This is a genomic window from Nonomuraea monospora (genome assembly GCF_039531895.1).
Lineage (GTDB): Bacteria > Actinomycetota > Actinomycetes > Streptosporangiales > Streptosporangiaceae > Nonomuraea > Nonomuraea monospora.
The window spans coordinates 308163-327710 of record NZ_BAAAQX010000009.1; the positions used below are offsets into that span (position 1 = coordinate 308163).

General features: G+C 73.6%; 13 protein-coding genes. 11 read left to right on the forward strand and 2 right to left on the reverse strand.

Translation table 11 applies throughout. From position 1 onward, the window contains the following. Positions 1 to 8 precede the first annotated feature (8 nt). Both ABD331_RS20655 and ABD331_RS20660 read left to right on the forward strand, forming a co-directional pair. Entirely contained in the window at positions 9 to 1064 is a 1056-nt protein-coding gene (locus ABD331_RS20655) for a serine hydrolase domain-containing protein (protein WP_344477082.1), read from the forward strand. A 166-nt stretch (positions 1065 to 1230) separates the two neighbouring features. Further along, positions 1231 to 3372 (forward strand): protein kinase domain-containing protein, encoded by a 2142-nt coding sequence (locus tag ABD331_RS20660; RefSeq protein WP_344477084.1) that lies wholly within the window; start codon positions 1231 to 1233, stop codon positions 3370 to 3372. Positions 3373 to 3473: 101 nt separating this feature from the next. Here the strand turns inward: ABD331_RS20660 and ABD331_RS20665 are convergent, their stop codons facing one another. Further along, complete coding sequence (locus ABD331_RS20665; protein ID WP_344477086.1) at positions 3474 to 5843, reverse strand: DUF6242 domain-containing protein; 2370 nt, start codon at positions 5841 to 5843, stop codon at positions 3474 to 3476. 553 nt (positions 5844 to 6396) lie between these two features. Here ABD331_RS20665 and ABD331_RS20670 point away from each other — a divergent pair. The 8 genes from ABD331_RS20670 (at position 6397) to ABD331_RS20705 (ending at position 16844) form a co-directional block, all read left to right on the forward strand. Further along, positions 6397 to 7296: a glycoside hydrolase family 16 protein gene (locus tag ABD331_RS20670; RefSeq protein WP_344477088.1), complete on the forward strand. Its 900-nt coding sequence runs from the start codon at positions 6397 to 6399 to the stop codon at positions 7294 to 7296. A gap of 157 nt (positions 7297 to 7453) precedes the next feature. Continuing rightward, positions 7454 to 7918 (forward strand): hypothetical protein, encoded by a 465-nt coding sequence (locus ABD331_RS20675; protein ID WP_344477090.1) that lies wholly within the window; start codon positions 7454 to 7456, stop codon positions 7916 to 7918. A 4-nt stretch (positions 7919 to 7922) separates the two neighbouring features. Continuing rightward, positions 7923 to 9125: a glycosyltransferase gene (locus tag ABD331_RS20680; protein ID WP_344477092.1), complete on the forward strand. Its 1203-nt coding sequence runs from the start codon at positions 7923 to 7925 to the stop codon at positions 9123 to 9125. Continuing rightward, entirely contained in the window at positions 9122 to 10243 is a 1122-nt protein-coding gene (locus ABD331_RS20685) for a glycosyltransferase family 4 protein (protein ID WP_344477094.1), read from the forward strand. Before ABD331_RS20680 ends, ABD331_RS20685 begins: the two co-directional genes overlap by 4 nt. Beyond that, a complete protein-coding gene (locus tag ABD331_RS20690; protein WP_344477096.1) occupies positions 10233 to 11276 on the forward strand; it encodes a glycosyltransferase in 1044 nt (347 codons plus the stop codon). The genes ABD331_RS20685 and ABD331_RS20690 overlap by 11 nt, the downstream gene beginning before the upstream one ends. Then, positions 11273 to 13549 (forward strand): hypothetical protein, encoded by a 2277-nt coding sequence (locus ABD331_RS20695; RefSeq protein WP_344477098.1) that lies wholly within the window; start codon positions 11273 to 11275, stop codon positions 13547 to 13549. The genes ABD331_RS20690 and ABD331_RS20695 overlap by 4 nt, the downstream gene beginning before the upstream one ends. Next, entirely contained in the window at positions 13546 to 14442 is an 897-nt protein-coding gene (locus ABD331_RS20700; RefSeq protein WP_344477100.1) for a glycosyltransferase family 2 protein, read from the forward strand. The genes ABD331_RS20695 and ABD331_RS20700 overlap by 4 nt, the downstream gene beginning before the upstream one ends. Next, a complete protein-coding gene (locus ABD331_RS20705; RefSeq protein ID WP_344477102.1) occupies positions 14439 to 16844 on the forward strand; it encodes a glycosyltransferase in 2406 nt (801 codons plus the stop codon). Before ABD331_RS20700 ends, ABD331_RS20705 begins: the two co-directional genes overlap by 4 nt. Here the strand turns inward: ABD331_RS20705 and ABD331_RS20710 are convergent. Further along, entirely contained in the window at positions 16771 to 17697 is a 927-nt protein-coding gene (locus ABD331_RS20710) for a glycoside hydrolase family 16 protein (protein WP_344477104.1), read from the reverse strand. The genes ABD331_RS20705 and ABD331_RS20710 overlap by 74 nt on opposite strands. Before the next feature lie 169 nt (positions 17698 to 17866). On the opposite strand from ABD331_RS20710, the gene ABD331_RS20715 reads away from it, so the two are divergent. Continuing rightward, a complete protein-coding gene (locus ABD331_RS20715; RefSeq protein ID WP_344477106.1) occupies positions 17867 to 19312 on the forward strand; it encodes an MFS transporter in 1446 nt (481 codons plus the stop codon). Positions 19313 to 19548 lie beyond the last annotated feature (236 nt).

Sequence of the window (19548 nt, forward strand, 5' to 3'; positions counted from 1 at the left end):
TTGATCACATGATGCAGACGATGATGAACGTGCTGGTGGCGGCGGCTGTGACGACGGGCGGCGCCGCCGTGGACGTGCGAGCCGACCTGGCGAAGATCGTGGCGGGCGACGGGGCCACGGCCGCCCTGGCGCGCGTCTCCGACGGCCACCGCACCTGGTCGGGCGCCGTGGGGGTGCGCGACGTCGAGCGCGGCGGACGACCGTCGCCGAACGGGTACTTCCGGATCGGCAGCGTCACCAAGACCTTCGTCGCCACGGTGGTGCTCCAGCTCGTGGACGAGGGCGAGCTGGCGCTCGACGACCCCATCGAGCGGCACCTGCCCGGCCTGGTGCCCGGCGGCTCCGGCATCACGGTCCGCGAGCTGCTCAACCACCGCAGCCACCTCCACGACTACATGAGCGAGCCCGGCTACTCCACCAACCGCTGGCGCGGCGACGCGCGGTTCCGCTCGTACCAGCCGGAGGAGCTGCTCAAGGTGGCCTTCGCCAAGAAGCTCCCCGACGACGGGAAGTGGCACTACTCCAACACCAACTACGTGGTGCTCGGGCTGCTGGTGGAGAAGCTGACCGGCAGGCCGTACGGCGAGGAGGTGCGGCGCCGCGTCCTGCGGCCGCTCGGGCTGCGGCACACCGTGGTGCCGGGCGACCGGGCCGGGCTGCCGTCGCCGCACGCCAAGGGGTACGAGCCGCTGCCCGAGCTGGTGGACGCCACCAGGATGAACCCGTCGCTGGACTGGGCGGCGGGCGAGATGATCTCCACCGCGGCCGACCTGGAGAGGTTCATGACGGCGCTGATCGGCGGCAAGCTGATCAGCGAGAAGTCGCTGCGCGAGATGCGCACGACGGTCGCCACGGGGGCCGGCTTCGACTACGGGCTCGGCCTCCAGGCCTACCGGCTGCCGTGCGGCACGGCGTGGGGGCACAGCGGGGAGCTGATCGGGTACCAGACGTACGCGTTCCGTACGGACTCCGGCAAGTCGCTGACCCTGTCGATCAACCCCTCGACCCGCAACCCGACCACGCCGGAGGTCATGGGGATCGCCGTCAAGGCGCTCTGCGGTTAGGCGGTTCGATCCCTCAGATCGGCCCCACCGTGTCGCCCACAGCCTCTCCCAGCAAGAAGGGGTAGCTCGCGAAGAGCGGCAGGAGAGTAGGCTTTTAACGCTGTATGTCGTGCATAGCGTCCGTAAGCCATCGTTCTGCTGAGCATCCTTCTCAGGGAAGGTACGTGTGCCCAGTTTCAGTCCTCTGCGGCCGGCCGACCCGAGCCAAGTAGGTCCCTACCGGCTGACGGGCTACCTGGGCGCGGGCGGTCAGGGCACCGTGTACGTCGGCGAGTCCCCCGAGGGCCAGACCGTCGCGATCAAGGTGCTGCACGCCCGGCTGTCGGAGGAGCCGCAGGCCCGCGAGCGGTTCCTCCAGGAGATCGCCGCGACCCGGCAGGTGCGGCAGTTCTGCACCGCCCGCGTCCTGGACGCCGACACCAGCGGCGACCAGCCGTACGTGGTCAGCCAGTACGTCGAGGGCATCTCGCTGAGCAGGCTCATCGCCACGCAGGGTGTGCGCGACCCCGACGCGCTGGAGCGGCTGGCGGTCGCCACCGTCACCGCGCTGGTCGCCATCCACCAGGCCGGCATCGTGCACCGCGACTTCAAGCCCAGCAACGTCGTCTGCGGCCCCGACGGGCCCAGGGTGATCGACTTCGGGCTGGCGCGCGCTCTCGACTCCACGGTCGCCGAGAGCAGCGAGATCCTCGGCACGCCCGCCTACATGGCGCCGGAGCAGTTCAGCGCGGGCGTGGTGACGTCGGCGTCCGACATGTTCAGCTGGGCCGCCACGATGGCGTACGCGGCGAGCGGGCGCCCGCCGTTCGGCAACGACAGCATCCCGGCGCTCTTCCAGCGCATACTCAACGAGGAGCCGGACCTCAGCGGGCTGACCGAGCCGGTGCGGTCGCTGGTGGTGGCCTGCCTGGACAAGAACCCCGCGGCCCGGCCGTCGGCGACCGACGTGCTGTTCACCCTGCTCGGCCACGGCGTGCCCGCCGCCGCGCGGGAGACGCCTGGGCAGGAGGCGCTGTTCTCGGCCCCGCGGCAGGAGGGCTGGCCCGCGCCGATGACGGGGGCGCCGTCCTCGGCGGGCTCCGCGTTCTCGGCGGGCTTCCCGTCCCCGGCGGGCTTCCCGTCCCGGCCCGTCGTGTCGCCGCAGCCGGGCCCGCCGCCGTTGTCCGGCCCCGCCGCGCTCTCCGGCCCGCCGTCCATCTCGGGCGGGGTGCCGCGCCCCGGCGAGGGGCCGGTCTCTGCGACGGAGTCGCTGGTGGGCGCGCCCGCCCGCACCGGTCTGAAGTCGCGCCGCACGCTGGTCGTCGCGTCGCTCGGGCTGGTGGCCGCCGGGGTCGTCGCCACGGGCGCCTGGTTCGCGCTGTCCACCCCGGCGACGCCCAAGCTGGTGACCCGGCAGGCCGTCGTCACCGGGCCGACGACGCCCGTGGTCCAGCCCGAGGTGACCAGGACCCTCGCCCCGAACCCCGCCTACGCCGTCGCCTACAGCCCCGACGGCAAGACGTTCGTCACCGGCGGCGCCGAGGGCAAGGTGCAGATCTGGGACGCCGCCACTCGCCGCGCCACCACCACGCTCGAAGGCCACACCAAGGGCGTGCACGCGGTGGCGTTCAGCCCGGACGGCAAGACGCTCGCCACGGGCAGCGACGACGGGACCATCCGGCTGTGGAGCCTGCCGTCGGGTGAGGGCAAGGGCACGCTCACCGGCCACACCGGAGGCGTCGGGTCCGTGGCGTTCAGCCCCGACGGCAAGACCCTGGCCAGCGCCAGCCGCGACAGGACCGTGCGCCTGTGGAACGCCGAGACCGGCGACGGTACCGCGCTGCTCAACGGCCACACCGACTGGGTGGACTCGGTGGCGTTCAGCCCCGACGGCGAGACGCTCGCCACCGGCAGCCACGACCGCACCGTGCGGCTGTGGCACCCGGCGACCGGCGAGGCCGTCGCCGTGCTCACCGGGCACCGCTACTGGGTCTTCTCGGTGGCCTTCAGCCCCGACGGCAGGACGCTGGCCAGCGCGAGCGCCGACCGTACCGTCCGGCTGTGGGACGTCGCCGCCCGCAAGGAGCGCACCGTGCTCGCCGGGCACCGCGGGTGGGCCACCGCGCTCGCCTTCAGCCCGGACGGCCGGATGCTCGCCAGCGGCGGCTACGACCGCAAGGTGCGGCTGTGGGAGGTGGCGAGCGGGCGCGGCACCGGCGAGCTGGACGGGCCGGGCGACTGGATCTACTCGGTGGCGTTCAGCCGCGACGGCGCGACCGTCACCGGGGTCGCCGGTGACGCCACGCTGCGGGTGTGGGGCACGCGCTAGGAAGCGCCCGTCTCGTCCGGGGTGAGCCGGGCACGCGTTTGGGAGCGTCCGGGGTGAGCCGGGCACGCGTTAGGAAGCGTCCGGGGTCAGCCGGGCACGCGTCAAGGAGTGCTCGTCTCGTCCGGGGAGAGCGGGCGCCGCCACACGGTCGGCTCGTCGCCGTGGCCGGTGGCCGTCGAGCCCACCCCGACGAGCTCCTCGCCCACCGTCGTGAACGCGGTCAGCCGCTGGTCGCCCGGCCCCGACATGCCGGTGCCGCGCGGCTGCTCGGACTTCCACGAGCGGCCGTCGGCCGAGGTCCAGACGACCACGTCGCCCGGCCTGCCCACGGTGCCCGCCAGCACGAAGCCCTCCGGGGTCACCGCCATGGCGGTGACGCTGGACTGCTCGCCCGCCATCACCGGCAGCGAGATCGGCTGCCAGCTCCGGCCGCCGTCCAGCGAGGCGTAACCGAACGCGGCCGTGCCCGTGCCGTTGCCGGTGACGGCCGTGCCCGCGGTGACCAGGACGTCGTCGTTGGACGCGATGTGGGACAGCCAGCCCTCGTTGACCCCCGACGGGATCGGCAGCCGCACCAGCGACCACTTGCGGCCGTCCGGCGAGATCCACACGGTGGGGCGGCGCACGAACACGCCGCCGTACGCGTTGGGGTCGGTCACCCCGCCGGCCGCGACGAAGCCGAACAGGCCGCCGGTCACCGACTCCATCCACCGCCTGGTCGCCGGCGTGCCGACGAGGTTGTCCTCGCCCGCCGGATTGCCGCGCTCCCACGTCTTGAGGTCAGGCGACCACCAGGTGCCCGCGCCGTAGCCGTCCTCGCCGACGATCACGTAGCCGTCGGGGCCTGCCGTGACGCCCCGGGCGACCAGCGGGTTCTTGCCCTCGGGCTGGAACGCCGGAGCGCCGTCGGCCCGCCGCCAGCTCTCGCCGTCGGCCGAGGTGACGACCAGCGGATGTCCTGGCGTCCGGCCGCTCGACCCGACCGCCAGCCAGCCGGCGAAGCCGGGCACCACACCGGTCAGCCGCTGACGGCCCTGGCCGGTCAGCGCCTTCTCCTTGTCCTGGACGTGCTGCCAGGCGGATCCGTCGGCGGACGTCCAGACGGCGGCCTCCCCGTTGGCGCCGCCGACCGCCACCACCCGGCCGTCGGCCGTGCCGAGCGCGTCCACGACCTTGCCGCTGCCGCCGGTGTCAGGCAGCTTCGCGGGGACGTCCTTGCCCGCCTTGTCGCGCACCGCGAGCAGGGCGCCCGTGGTGCCGTGGGCCGCGTCGGCGCCCACCACGACCGTGTTGTCACCGGCCGCGACGGCGTCGCGCACCTCGGCCCCGTCCGCCGTCGCGCCGGCGGGCTGCCAGGAGCGGCCGTCCGTGCTGCGGACCAGCCGGACGCCGCTGCCGGTCTCGATCGCGGCCACCGCCGCCCCGGCCGTGGCGGTCAGCCGCAGCACGCGGCGGAAGCCCGGCACGTCGATCTTCGCCGCGGTGGACCAGCGCACGCCGTCGGGCGAGGTGTAGGTGGTGGCGTGCGAGCCGTCCTGGCGCACCGCCAGCATGGTCGTCGCGGTCGCGGCGAAGGTCAGCTCCGGCTCGCCCGACTCGCCGGGGACGGCGAACGCCTGCCAGGTCTCGCCGGCGTCGGTCGAGCGCCAGGTGATGTCGTACGGCTCCGCCGAGCTCTCGCCGCGCACCACGATCGCGTCCTTGACGCTCGCCACATCGGTCAGGGCCAGCGTGCCGCCGGTCGGCGGGTGCAGCCGCCAGCCCGCCCTGCGCTCCCAGCTCCGGCCGTCGGCGGACAGCCACACCACCGGGGAGGCGTCAGTGAAGTCGCCCTTGTCGGAGGTCTGCCCGACGGCGGTGAAGCCCTTGCCGGTCCACGCCACGTCGGCGACCCGGTCGCGCGGGCCGAAGGCGAGGCTGGCGGTGGCGTCGGGCTGGCGGGTCCAGGCCGCGCCGTCGGGGCTCGTCCACACGACGGAGCCGCCGACGCGGTCGCCCAGCGCCACCCAGCCGCCGGGGCCCGCTGCCACGTAGCGGGGCACCTCGCCGGCGACCGGTGGCTCGCCCTTCGCGGTGCGCACCTGGGCGCGGGCGAAGGTGCGGCCCGCGTCCTTGGACAGGAAGAACTCGGTGCGGTAGCCGGAGTCGGCGTCCTCGCCGCCCGCGACCACCACGGTGGCGCCCGTGGCGGCGACGCCGTTCAGCTCCAGTTGCTGGCCGTCGCCGGCGGCGGCCGTGCCGGTCGTGAACAGGGCGCCGGCCAGTTGGGCGGACGCCTGCTCGTCGCCCTGGCGGGAGGCCACCAGCACGCCGCCCGCCACCGCTACGGCCAGCGCCACGGAGGTGCCGCCGATCAGGAGGGAGCGGAAGCGCTTCTGGCGGCCGTGCGGCATCGGGTCGGTGGCGGGGTAGCCGACGTCGGGGTCGGTCAGGTGGGTGGTCGGCGGCACCGACGGCGCTGACAGCGGCATCGACGGGTGCGGGGGGCCGGAGAGCGGCTGAGATGGGTGCGCTGGCCCGGAAAGCGGCACTGATGGGTGCGCTGGCCCGGAAAGTGGCTGAGACGGGTGCGCGGGGCCGGAAAGTGGCTGGGATGGGTGCGCGGGCCCCGACAGCGGCTGCGAGAAGCGCTCGGCCGGTGGTAACGAGGGCTGGGACAGGGGTGATGACGGCCCGGACAGTGGTGAGGCCGGTCCTGAGGGCGGTGAGGCCGGTCCTGAGGGCGGTGAGGCCGGTCCTGAGGGCGGTGAGGCCGGTCCTGAGGGCGGTGACGCAGGGCCGGACGGCGGTGACGCCGGTCCCGAGGTCGATGACGTCGGCCCGGAGGTCGGTGATGCCGGCCCGGACAGCCGCTCGTTCGCCTGCTCGGGCGAACCGTCCGGATCGCCCGTCTCGCTCCTCCAACCACCTCCGGTCACCGCAGCCTCTCCCTTTGGTATATTCCCGGCCAGGACGGAGCCCCTCGCCGGAAGTCATTATTTATGGGATGCGCGACGAAACGAAGTCCGTGCGCGAGCCGGCCCGATGACGAAGGCTGACGGCCCGCCCCGTTCCCGCACCTGGATTCTCGCATCGGCGATCTGTGCCGCCGTGGTCGCGGCCAGCGCGGCGGGGGTGCGGACGGTCGGCGAGACGCCCTCGGGCGCGGCCAGGAACGCGGCGGCGACGCCGCCACCGGCGCAGTCGATCGAGCCGCCGCCGCTGGCGCTGCCCAAGGCGTCCTGGAAGCTGACCTGGTCGGATGAGTTCAACGGGCGCGGCACGCCCGCCAAGTGGACCGCCCTGTCCGGCACGAGCTGGTCGAACAGGAAGGCGCTGCACTACTACAGCCCGGCGAACGCGCGTCAGGACGGCTCGGGCCGCCTGGTCATCTCCGCGCAGCGGACGGGCGCGGCCGACCGTACGACCTGCTGGTACGGCGCCTGCGACTACAGCTCGGCCCGGCTGGAGACCAGCCACTCCTTCGACCAGGCGTACGGCCGGTTCGCCGCGCGCATCAAGCTGCCGCTCGGCAAGGGGCTGTGGCCGGCGTTCTGGCTCAAGCGCACCGACGCGGGCCGTTCGGGCTCGGCGACGTACGGCGAGATCGACATCATGGAGAACCGGGGCCACGAGACGCACCTCGTACGGGCCTACACCCACTCCAAGGGCCGCAAGGGCGGCGGCCAGATCGCCCTGCCGGAGCGGCTGGACGCCGGTTTCCACGTCTACGGCGTGGACTGGACGCCGCAGAGCATCACCTGGTGGGTGGACGGCAAGCCGTACGCGCAGTATCCGCGCTATCCGGGCTGGCCGTTCGACAAGCCCTTCCACGTGATTCTCAACTTGCAGGTGGGCGGCACCTGGGTGGGAAACCCGAACAGCAAGACACGTTTTCCCGCGCGGATGGTCGTCGACTGGGTGCGCGTTTACCGCCAGCGCTGAACGCGTCTCAGATGTCCTCCGAAACAGCGAGATGTCGTATCGGAGCGCTCCAAAGGTAACGGTTGGACCCGTGCGGCGGTCACTTTTGGAGCGGGAGCCGCTTCAGGGACATTAGTATCAACCGTCCCATCAGTATCGAGGTGAAGTCACGCCGTAAATGACGCGATTAGTCCCCCGTTTCACCTCTGCAGCGACTGCCGCCCTGCTCGGCGCGGTGGTCGTGGCCGCGCTCGGCCTACAGAGCGAGCAGGGGCGCAGGCTTCTCCTCTCCGCCGGACTGGCGGGCGCGCCCGCCGGGTACACCGAGCTGGCCTTCGTCGATCCCCAGGACCTGCCGGATCGGCTGCCCGCCACGTCGTACCTGGTCCCGCCCTCCTTCACGATCCGCAACGTCACCGGGCGCGAGCACGAGTACGGCTGGTCGGTCCGCCTGACCGAGTCCGGCAACACCCGCACCGTCGCCAGCGGCCGGGTGCGGCTGGCCGACGGGCAGCCGGTGACGATCACGCCGCCCACCAAGGCGCTGTGCGAGCCCGGCCCGATCACGCTCGGGGTCCTGCTGGAGGGCGGCGAGTCCATCGCGTTCCGCGCCTCCTGCTCCGCGAACATCGACGAGGGGTAGGCGCGTGCCGAGACGGCCTGTGGTGGCGCTGGTCACCGATGCCATCCACCCGTACAGCTTCGGTGGCAGGGAGATCCGCTACCACGAGCTGTACGCGCACCTGACCGCGCACGCCGACGTGCACGTGTTCACCATGCGCTGGTGGCACGGACCCAAGGTGCGCGCCGAGGGCGGCGTCACGTTCCACGCCATCGCGCCGCTGCTGCCGATGTACCGGCACGGGGTCCGCTCGACGTGGCAGGCGCTGGTGTTCGCGGTGGCCTGCTTACGGCTGCTGCGCCACCGGTTCGACGTGCTGAACGTCGACCAGATCCCGTTCCTGCACCTGTTACCGCTGCGCCTGGTCGCCACGCTGCGCCGGGTGCCGCTCATCGCGACCTGGCACGAGGTCTGGGGCCCCGAGTACTGGCGCTACAGCATGCCCACGGGCTGGCGGCCCGCCTGGTGGATCGAGCGGCTGGCCATGCGGGCGCCCGACCGCATCATCGCCGTCTCGCCGGAGACGGCCAGGCGGCTGCGGGCCGAGCTGGGCGAGCGCACCCCGATCACCATCGCGCCCAACGGCGTGGACCTCGACGGCGTCGGCCAGGCCGCGCCGCACGAGCAGCACACCGACCTGGTCGTGGTGAGCAGGCTGATGCGGCACAAGGGCCTGGACCTGCTGCTCGCCGCCGTCGCCCGGCTGCGCGAGCACGGCCGCGCGGTCACCTGCCGGATCATCGGGGACGGGCCGGAACGCGACGCGCTGCGCGAGGAGGCCGAGCGGCTCGGCATCGCGCACGTTGTGGAGTTCCGGCACGACGTCAGCGAGCAGAAGGACGTGTACTCGCTGGTCAAGGCCGGGCGGGTGTTCGCCTTCCCGTCCACCAGGGAGGGGTTCGGCATCGCGGTGCTGGAGGCGATCGCCTGCGGCGTGCCGGTGGTGACCACCTCGGCCCGGGACAACCTGGCCCAGCACCTGGTGCGGCGCAGCCGGCGCGGCATCGTCTGCGACCACACGCTGGACGCCTTCGCCGCCGCCCTGGCGCTCGCTCTCGACCGTCCGACTGACGACGACACACCCACCGGTCCCGCCGACCTCACCCTCGACCGTCCTGGAGGCCTCGCGCTCGGCAGGTCCGCACTCGGCGCGCCCGCCGAGCCCTGGGTCGGCGAGTACGCCCTGGACACGATCGCCGCCCACGTGGTCAAGGCGATGCTCCCGTGAGGATCCTCTACGTCAGCCCCTACCCGCCCGCCCGCGACGGCATCGGCGCCTACACCCACGTGCTCGCCCACGCCGTACGCGAGCGCGGCCACGACATCGCGGTGGTCGCCGCCCGCCCCCACCCCGACGCCCCCGGCGAGGTCATCGGCACCCTGGGCAGCACGGTGCAGCCGCTGCGCGAGGCGGTGGACCGGTTCCGCCCGGACGTGGTGCACGCCCAGTTCGCGGTCCCCGCGTTCGGCGCCCGAGCCCCGGCCGTGGCGCGCTGGCTGGCCGCGCCCGGCGTCCCGGCGGTGGCCACGCTGCACGAGGTCACCCGCGACACGGCGCTGCTGCGCGGGCCGGGCAGGGCGCTGTACCGGCACCTGGCGCGCGGCTGCGACCGGCTCGTCGTGCACACGCGCGCGGCCGGGGACACCCTGCGAGCCCTCGGCCTGGACGGCAAGGCCACGGTGATCCCGCACTTCTCCACACCCCCGCCGCCCGCGACCGGCACCCCCGCCGAACTGCGGAAGCGCTTCGGCCTCGGCGACGACCGCGTGTTGCTGGCCTTCGGGCACGTCCACGTCAGCAAGGGGCTCGACGACCTGGTGCGGGCCATGACCATGCTGCCGCCCGGCACGCTGGGCGAGGTGCGGGTGGTGGTCGCGGGCGCGGTGCGGCGGCGGCACGGGCCGTTCCGGGTGTTCGAGGCGCGCGACCACCTGCACGAGGCGGCGGTCCGCCGCCTGGCACGCCGGTACGGGCTGCGGGACCGGCTGGTGTTCACCGGCTATGTGCCGGACGGCGACGTCGCGGCCTGGTTCGGCGCGGCGGAGGCCGTCGTGCTGCCCTACCGCGACGCCGAGCAGAGCGGGGTGGCGAACCTGGCCCGCGCCTTCGGGGTGCCGGTGATCGCGACCACCGCGGGCGGGCTGGCGGAGCTGTTCGAGGGCTCACCGTGGGCGGTCCCGCCCGGCGCCCCTGACCGGCTGGCGTCGGCGATCGCCGACCTCCTCGAGACGGGCCCGCAGGCGCTTCCGTGTGCCGAGGACACCAGCCTGAACGTGATCACCCAACGCACCATCGCCCTGTACGAGTCCGCCCACACCCCCGGAAACCGTCCCGATGCCCCCTAGCCTGTCGGTGGTCGTCTGCTCCTACGACGGCGCAGCCCGCCTCGGACGGACCCTCGACGCGCTGGCCGCCCAGACCGTCCAGGCCGACCTGGAGATCATCGTCGTGGACGACGCCTCCACGGACGCCACAGGCCACGTCGCACGAGGACACGGCGCCACGGTCATCCGCCACGACACGAACCGTGGCGCGGCGGCGGCCCGCGACACGGGCCTGCGCGCCGCGAAGGGCCGCATCGTCGCCTTCCTGGACGACGACTGCGAGCCGGGCCCCCGCTGGGCGGAGCTGCTGATCGGCGGCTACGCGGAGGACGGCGTGGCCGGGGTGGGCGGCCCGGTCGTGCCGGAGACGGGCGATGGCTTCCTGCCGCGCTTCCTCGAACGCAACAACCGGCACGAGCCCCTGGAGCTGGACCTCACGGTGAGCGCGGCGCTGCCGTACCGGTTCTGGCTGTACCTGAAGCGGCAGTGGCGGGCGGCCCCGCCGTCGCGGGGCAGGCGGGACGTGCACGCCTTCAGCGGCGGCAACATGTCGTACGAGCGGGAGGCGCTGCTGGCCGCCGGCGGTTTCGATCCGAGGTTCCGGTACGCGGCCGAGGAGGAGGACCTGTCGCGCAGGCTCCGCCGGGGCCGGTTGCTGTTCGTGCCGGAGGCGCCGGTCGCCCACCGGTACGCGCCCACGGTGCGCGGCCTGCTGCGCCGCAGCCTCGCGTACGGCAGGGGCGCGGCGATGCAGTGCCGCAAGTGGCCGGGCGTGCGGCCGACGCTGTTCCCGTGGCCGGCGCTGGTGGCGGGCCTGGCCGTGGCGGCCGTCCGCTGGCCGGCGGTCGCGCCCGTCCCGGTGCTGCTGCCCCTGCTGCTCTACCCGGTGGGGCTGCGGCATGCGCTGCGGGGCAGGGTGGAGGCGCTCGCCGACCCGTACCTCCGCCTGGCGCAGGAGACGTGCGAAAATATCGGCTTCCTGCACGGTCTGTGGGCCTTCCGCCGCATGTTCGCCGGGGACAGGGCCGGCCGGGGCGGGGGGCAGAGCACGTGACCATGCGCGAGCAGGACAGGCGCATGCTGCTGTACGGCGCGGCCCTCGTCCTGATCGTCGGGCTGACCCAGGTGCGTCACCTGTGGGCGGCCCAGCTCCTGCTCGTGCCGTTGCTGCTGGTCGTGCCCGGCTGCCTGCTGCTGCGGGCGCTGCGGGTGCCCGGCCGCCTGGTGGCGGGCTTCCCGCTGTACGTCCCGGCCGCGTCGCTGATCGTGCTGATGGCGTCGGGCCTGGCGGTGACGCTGCTGGTGCCGCTGGTGGACGGCGCCGCCCTGCGAGCGGTGTTCGGTCCCGAGGCGGATCCCGGTGCGCCGTTGCGGGCCGGGCCGCTGCTCGCCGGGCTCATGCTGACCTGCCTGGGGCTGTTCCTGGCGGGGGTGAAGGCGCCGCCGGAGACGGGCGTGCCGTGGCGGTCGCTGCCGTCCGCCGGATGGTTGTCGCTGCCGATGCTGGTGCCGCTGCTCGCGGCGGCGGGCGCGCTGCGGCTCAACCACGGGTACGGCTCCGAGGTGGCGGTCGCGGCCGTCGTCGGCTGCGTGCTGGTGCTGGCCTTCGGCATCGTCAGGGCCGGGCGGCTGGGCGACGGGCGGACCGCTGTCCTGCTGTACGCCGTCTCGCTGGCCATGATGTGGTCGTACGCGCTGCGCGGCGAGCTGGTCTACGGCTTCGACATCGCCTCGGAGTACGCCGTCGCCCAGGAGACGGTCACCTCGGGGATCTGGGTGACCGGGCCGCACCCGGACGCGTACGGGGCGATGCTGAGCATCACCGTCCTGCCGGCCGAGCTGCACGCGCTGACCGGGCTGCCGGTCCTGCTGGTGTTCAAGGTCGTCTACCCGGCCGTCTTCGCCCTGTTCCCCGTCGGGATCTACCACCTGGCCAGGCGCTTCCTGCCAGGCCAGTGGGCGTTCGCCGCCGCCGCGTTCGTGACGGCGCAGGGCGCGCTGTCGCAGCAGTTCCCCGCGCTGGCCCGGCAGGAGATCGCCATGCTGCTGTTCGCGGCGCTGTGCGGGGCGCTGCTGGACGCCCGGCTGCGGCACGTGCCCAAGGCGGCGCTGATGGGCCTGTTCGGGGCGGGCATCGTGGTCTCGCACTACACGACCGCGTACTTCACGGCCGTGATGCTCGGCGGCGCGCTTGCACTCCAGGCGGTGCTGTGGGCCTTGCGGCGGCCCAGGATCGCGCCGCGCGCGGTCGCGGCGGCGCTGGTGCCGGGGCTGGTGGCCGGGGTGCTCTGGTACGTTCCGATCACCCGCTCGACGGCCAACATCGGCGAGTTCCGCACCGCGCTGAGCGCCGAGGGCCTGCGGCTGCTGCCCGGCGCCGAGTCGGCGGGCACGCTGCTGTCCGCCTACCTGCGCGGCACCGACGTGACCCGCATCCCGACGTACCTGTACGCCAAGCGGGTGGTGCCCAAGTACCGCCCGCCCAAGGCCACGGTGCGCCCGGCCGCCGACGCGGACGCGCCCCGCTGGGAGCTGGGGGACGCGGGCGTGCCCGTCCCGCCGAAGGCCGCCCCGGCGGTGAGCGCGTCGCTCGACCTCGGCGTGCTGCTGATCCAGCAACTGGCGAACCTGCTCGGCCTGATCGGCGCGATCGTCATGGCCGTGCGCCGCCACTCGTCGTGGCTGGTCAGGCGGATCGGCGTGCTGGCCGTGCCGATGCTGGGCGTCCTGGTGCTGCTGCGCCTGTCGGGCACCCTCGCCGCCGCCTACAACCAGAGCCGCGCCCAGTTGCAGGCGCTGACGCTGCTGTCCATCGCGATGTTCTGGCTGCTGCACCGCGTCTCGTCGGCCAAGTTCCCCGCCGGGCTGCGCAGGACCCTGTACGGGCTGGCGGGCGCGGCGGTCGTGGTCACGTTCACGACCGGCAGCGGCCTGGACAACGTGGTGCTCGGCGGCGAGCGGGCCACCAACCTGTCCACGCGCGGCGAGGACTGCGAGCGCTACTGCATGTACGAGGCCGAGCTGGCGGGCGCCCGCTGGCTCAAGGAGGAGGCCCGCGGCTCGCCCGCCCGCCTCTACGCCGACCGGTACGCGCAGCTCCGCCTGTTCGCCGAGCTGGGCCCCGGGCGGCGCATCCAGACCGACATCACGCCGCAGACCCTGGACCGGCAGGCCTGGGTGTACGCGAGCTGGGCCAACACCGCCGTCGGCCGCGCCAGGTCGCTGTTCGACAACCAGCTCGCGCTGTACGCGTTCCCGGCCGAGTTCATCGAGGCGCACTACGATCTCGTCTACACGAGCGGAGTCACGAAGGTGTTCCATCGATGATCTCTATCGTCATCATCAGCAAGGACGAGCCCGCGCTGGACGGCACGCTCGACGCCGTCGCCCGTGCCGCCGAGGCCGCCGGTCCGCCGTACGAGATCATCGTCGTGGACGCCTCGGCAGGCAGGCTCGACGCCGTCGCCGCCGCCCACCCGCACGTGCGGTGGGCGGACTTCACCCCGCCGCCGGGCGCGGGCGTGACCATCCCGCACCAGCGCAACGCGGGCGTGCACGCGGCCAAGGGCGAGATCGTGGTGTTCACCGACGCGGGCTGCCTGCCCCAGGACGGCTGGCTGCGCCGCCTCCTCGCGCCGATCACGGACGAGGGCGAGAGCGTCGTGTCAGGCCTGGTCACCGGCCCTGAGGGGCACGGCAGCCTCTACGACGCCGACGCCAGACGCCGGGCCGCCGCCGCCCGCTACCTGCCCGAGTGCGGCACCGGCAACCTGGCCGTGCGGCGGGAGGTCTTCGACCGGGTGGGCGGCTTCGACGAGACGTTCGGCTACGGCTCCGACGTCGACTTCAGCTGGCGGGTGCAGGACGCCGGGCACCGCATCCGCAGCGCCGGGGACGCGGTCGTCACCCACGACTGGGGCGACCACCGCAGGCAGCTCCGCCGCTCCTTCGTCTACGGCAAGGCCCGCGCCCGCCTCTACCTCAAGCACCGCTCCCGCCGCGCGTCCCTGCTGCGCAGGGAGCCGATGGTCGTGGTGTACCCGCTGTTCCTGCTCGGCCTGCCGCTGACCCTGTGGTTCCCGTTCTACCCGGCGCTGCTGCTGGTCCCGGCCTGGCGCAACCGGCACAACGGCCCGGTGCGGGTCCTGGCCGACCACCTCATGTACGGCGCGGGCGTGCTCGCCGAACTCGTGGATCCCCGGGGTCGCGCCTGCCGATGAAGGTGCTGGTCTTCCCCCGCGACAGCAACCCGTACCAGGAGTTGCTGCACTCCGGGTTACCCGGCGTCAGCGTCCGCTACCTGGGCGAGCTGACCCCCTCGCACACGCTCAACCTCCTGCTGCTGCCCGCGGAGCTGGCCGTGCGGCGGCTGACCGGAGCCAGGATCGTGCACCTGCACTGGGTGTGGAAGTTCGCGCTGCCCGGCGGCGACCGGACCCGGCGGCTCGCCCAGTGGTGGTTCGCCGCCGTCCTCGGCGTCATCCGGCTGCTCGGCCTGCGGCTGGTGTGGACGGCGCACAACGTGCTGCCGCACCGGCCCGTCTTCGCCGACGACACCGCCGCCCGGCGCACCCTGGTACGGCACTGCGACCTCGTGATCGCCCACCACTCGACGGCGCTGGACCGGCTGGCGGCCCTGGGCGCCGAACCGTCCAGGGCGGTCGTCATCCCGCACGGCCCCTTTCCCGCGCCGCCGATCCCGCCGCCGGGGCGGTCGGGCGGGGTGCGCACGTTCCTGTTCTTCGGGCGGATCGAGCCGTACAAGGGGGTCGAGGACCTGCTCGCGGCCTTCGCCGCGCTGCCCGCCGAGCTGGACGTGCGCCTCGTCGTCGCCGGGGCCTGCCCGAACGCGGCGCTCGCGGCCAGGCTGGAGGCGTCGGCCCTCGGCGACGACCGGGTCGAACTGCGGATCGGGCGGGTGCCCGACGCGGATGTCGCCGGGCTGTTCGCCGGGAGCGACGTGGTCGTGCTGCCGTTCCGCGAGATCACCACCAGCGGCAGCGCGCTGCTCGCGCTCGCCCACGGCAGGCCGCTCATCGTGCCAGGCTTGCCCGCGATGGCGGGGCTGCCCGCCGCCGCCCTCGCCTCCTACCGGGACGGCGCCGGCGGGCTCACGGCGGCGCTGCGGGAGGCGGCGGGGTGGGACGCGGCGCGGCTGGCGCGGATGTCGGGGGCGGCGCTGGAGCACGCCGCCGGCGGCGGGTGGACGGAGATCGGCCGCGCCACCCGCAACGGCTACGCGACCGCGCTACGCGATCCAGGCGCGCGTCCGGGCGGGCGCGTCCGACGCCTGAGCCATGGCGGTGATCGGGTCCGGTCGTTCTTCCGTGACGTCCTCGTGCGCGGCACCTTCCTCCTCCTGCTCAACACGGTGCTGCTCGCGGCGGGCGGCTTCGCGTTCTTCACCCTGGCGGCCCGCAACTACCCGGTCGCCGCCGTCGGCTGGCTGACCGCCGTGACCGCGACCGTCAACCTGCTGTCCACCATCGCCTCCCTCGGCCTGCCCACCACGCTGCTGCGCCACCTCGTCAAGTCCGACGACCCGCGCCGCCTGGCCGCGATCGCCGTGACGGCCGTGGGCGCGATCGGCGGCGTGCTCGCCCTGGTGTCCCTGCTGGTCCTGGCGCCGCTGCTGCCCGGCGGCCCCGAGCTGATCCGGCAGCCGGGCACGATGGCGCTGATCACCGCCATGGTGATGGTCACCGCCGTGGGCGGCACGCTGGACGCGGGCCTGGTGGCGGTGCGGGGCACGGCGGCGCTGCTGGCCAAGAACGTGGCGGGCACCGTGCTGAAGGTCGGCGCGCTGCTGCCGCTGGTCCCGCTCGGCTTCACCGGCCTGATCCTGGCCTACGGCGGCGGCACGCTGCTCGCCTGCCTGCTCGGCGGGGCCGCGCTGTGGCCGAGGCTGCGCCGCGTCGCCGTCCGCGCGCGGCCGGGTGAGCTGCTGCGGCGCTACCTGCCGTTCTCCGCCGCGGGCTACCTGGCGACGGCGCTCGGCATGCTGCCCAGCACCGTGGTGCCGCTGGAGGTGCTGGCCATCCAGGGGCCGCGGGCGGCGGCGTACTTCGCGATCGCCTTCCAGGTGGCGGCGTTCCTCAGCTTCATCCCCTCGACGAGCGCGCAGGTGCTGTTCGCGGAGGCGCAGCGGATCTCGCTGCGCCGGTACCTGCGCAAGGCCGTGGCCGGGATCTACGGCCTGCTCGTGCCGGCCGTCGCGGTGATCGTGGCCGGGGCGCCGTACCTCCTGCGGGTGTTCGGGGAGGGCTACGCGGCGCAGGCGGCGCAGCCGCTGCGGGTGCTGGCGCTGGCGTCGCTGGTCGGCGCGGGGAACTACCTGGTGGACACGATCCTGATCAGCCGGGACCGGACCGGCGCGTACGTGTTCATGAACGGCGCCAACGCGGTGCTGGTGCTGGCGCTGGTGGCGGCGCTGCTGCCGTACGGGCTGACCGCCGCGGCCCTCGGCTGGACGCTCGCGCAGGGCCTGTCGCTGCTGCTCGGAGTGGGCGTGCTGGCCGCCAGCTTCGCCACAGGACGGGGTGCGCGGGTCAGCGTGGCGGATCGGTGGCGGCGTACACGCGGACGTGATCCACGATCAGATGCTGCGGGAAACGCGTCGTAGCGTCGGGCGACCCCGGCCAGTCGCCGCCGACGGCCAGGTTGAGCAGCAGGTAGTAGGGGACGTCGAAGTCCCATCCGCCCGGCGGGGCGTCCGCCTTGTGCTCGGTGGCGTAGACCTGACCGTCGACCAGGAAGGAGATGCGGTCGGGGTACCAGTCGGCGGCGAAGACGTGGAAGTCGTCGGCGAAGCTGCCGCCGCCGGGCAGCCGGTAGGTGTTCTGCCGGTCGTAGCCCTGCTCCCCGTGCAGGCTCCCGTGCACGGTGTCCGGCTCGTGCCCGAGGTGCTCCATGATGTCGATCTCGCCGCGCCCGCTGCCCTGCGGGGAGCGCCGCGCCCAGAAGGCCGGCCACATGCCCCGGCCCATGGGTAACTTGACGCGGGCCTCGATCCGCCCGTACCGGTGGGCGAACTTCCCGGCCGTGAACAGGCGGGCGGAGGTGGCCGCGCACACCCGGGGGCTGCAGTCGTAGGAGCCCGCGTCGTCGGACCTGGCGGTGATGACCAGCCGGCCGTGCCCGTCCACCGCCGCGTTGCGCGGCGTGTAGTACTCCAGCTCGTTGTTGTAGCCGAGGTGGTCGTCGACCAGGTTCCACTTGGCCGGGTCGGGCGGCCCGGCGGGGCCGTCGAACTCGTCCGACCAGACCAGCCGCCAGCCCCGCGGCTCCCGCTCCTCGGCGGTGTCGCGGTCTCCCACCACGTAGAGGGTGGCGGCGACCGCGAGCGTGAAGGTCAGGACCAGCGCTCCGGCGACCCACCAGCCGGTTCGATCGCGGCGGGACGCCGCTCTGGCGGTGTGGGGTGAACGGCTCGCACCGTGGCGGGGATCACGGTGCCACGCGCGGTCATCGGACACGGACCTCTAACCTCCCGACGGCATGCCTGACATCGTACGGCCACCTGGCCCGCGTGTACCGCCATGCGGGTCGTCCCAGTAGTGCTTGAGCCGCGCTCTAGTCCGGCACGCGACCATGAACGGGAGTTGATCAGCGCCATGACACGACACGCGACCAGGAGAGGGTCAGATGGCCACCGAAAGCTCTCGGCGCAGCGAATATCCCCGCAGGTGGTTCGCGCTGTTCATCGTGCTCACGGCCATGTTCATGAACCAGCTCGACGTGACGATCGTCAACGTCGCCCTGCCCTACATCCAGCGGGACCTGGGCGCGGGCATCTCCCTGCAGCAGTGGATCCTGGCCGGTTTCGCGCTCGCGTTCGCGCTGCTCCTGGTCACCGGCGGCCGGCTCGGGGACATCACCGGCCGCAAGAGGGTCTTCCTGATCGGCGTCGCGGGGTTCACCGCCGCCTCGGCCGCGGCCGGTCTCGCGCAGAGCGGCGAGATGATGGCGGCGGCGAGGGTGACGCAGGGCGTGTTCGCGGCGCTGATGGTGCCGCAGGTGCTGTCCGTGATCCAGGTGATGTTCCAGCCGCCGGAGCGGATCAAGGCCATGGGGCTGCTCGGCGTGGTCGTGCCGTTCGCCTCGATCACCGGCCCCGTCGCCGGCGCCCTGCTCACCGCCGGGCCGGGATGGCGGTGGATCTTCTGGGTGAACGTGCCGATCGGGGTGCTCGCCTTCGTGGGCGCGGCGCGGCTGGTGCCGGAGTCGAAGTCCGACCGGCCGCTGCGGCTGGACCTGACCGGCGTGCTGCTGCTCGGGCTGGCCTCGATCATGCTGATGTACCCCCTGGTGCAGGGGCACGAGCTGGGCTGGCCGGCCTGGACGCTGGTGTCGATGGTGGTCTCGCTGCCGGTGTTCGCCGCGTTCGGGCTCCACCAGCTCCGCCGGGAGGGCTCGCCGCTGGTGCCGCCGGCGTTGTTCCGCAACCGCTCGTTCGTCGCCGGCTCCGTCCTGATGGCGCTCGTCTTCTCCGGGATCATGTCCTACCTCATCGTGCTGGTGTGGGACTTCCAGGTCGCGCACGGCTGGAGCCCGCTGCGGATGGCGCTGACGGGGCTGGGCTGGACGATCGGGCTCGGCCTCACCGCGAGCATCGCCGTCAGGTACGGCGCGGTCGCCGGCCGCAGGCTCATCGGCGCGGGCCTGGTCGTCATGGCGGCGGGCATGGTGGCCCTGATCGTGGTGCTGCGCCACTACGGCGGCGCCACGGACTCCTGGCAGGTCTTCGCCTGCCTCCTGGGCGCCGGAATGGGCTCCGGCCTGGTCGTGCCCATCCTGGTGGACCTGGTGCTGGCCGGGGTCCCCGCCAGGGACGCGGGCGCCGGGTCCGGCGTCGCCAACGCCACCATCCAGCTCGGCACCGCCGTGGGCGTGGCGATGGTCGGCGCGATCTTCTTCTCGCTGGTCGGCACAGGGCCGCGCGACCCGATGGTGTGGGCGAGCGCCACCTGGCGGACCCTGCTCTACAACGCCGGGGTCTTCCTCCTCGCGGTGCTGCTGGTCCCGCTGCTGCCCCGGCGGACCAGGACGCACGACGCTCCGGCCGAGGCCCGGCCCGCGGGCGCGTCCTGAATCCTGCTCGCCGCCGCGCGATTATGTGCGCGGCGGAAAAAACAAGCGCAGTTGTGGACCTGTGCCCGTGACATGGATCGGTACATAGTTGCCATAGGCCTTGTCAATAAGGCGTGAGTTCGTAAGATCGGTGAGGCGGGGGTGCGCGCTCAAGGCGCGATCGTGCCTTTCGGCGTTGGAGCCGCCCCCGGTGCAACAGGCATGGCCCGCAGGAATTTCGCTTGCCGTTGAATAAA

Bases quoted from the DNA above. Each gene is read 5' to 3' on its own strand.
- ABD331_RS20700 (WP_344477100.1), top strand. From the start codon at position 13,546: ATGATCTCTATCGTCATCATCAGCAAGGACGAGCCCGCGCTGGACGGC.
- ABD331_RS20690 (WP_344477096.1), top strand. From the start codon at position 10,233: ATGCCCCCTAGCCTGTCGGTGGTCGTCTGCTCCTACGACGGCGCAGCC.
- ABD331_RS20655 (WP_344477082.1), top strand. From the start codon at position 9: ATGATGCAGACGATGATGAACGTGCTGGTGGCGGCGGCTGTGACGACG.
- ABD331_RS20705 (WP_344477102.1), top strand. From the start codon at position 14,439: ATGAAGGTGCTGGTCTTCCCCCGCGACAGCAACCCGTACCAGGAGTTG.
- ABD331_RS20670 (WP_344477088.1), top strand. From the start codon at position 6,397: ATGACGAAGGCTGACGGCCCGCCCCGTTCCCGCACCTGGATTCTCGCA.
- ABD331_RS20665 (WP_344477086.1), bottom strand. From the start codon at position 5,843: ATGCCGCTGTCAGCGCCGTCGGTGCCGCCGACCACCCACCTGACCGAC.
- ABD331_RS20675 (WP_344477090.1), top strand. From the start codon at position 7,454: ATGACGCGATTAGTCCCCCGTTTCACCTCTGCAGCGACTGCCGCCCTG.
- ABD331_RS20715 (WP_344477106.1), top strand. From the start codon at position 17,867: ATGGCCACCGAAAGCTCTCGGCGCAGCGAATATCCCCGCAGGTGGTTC.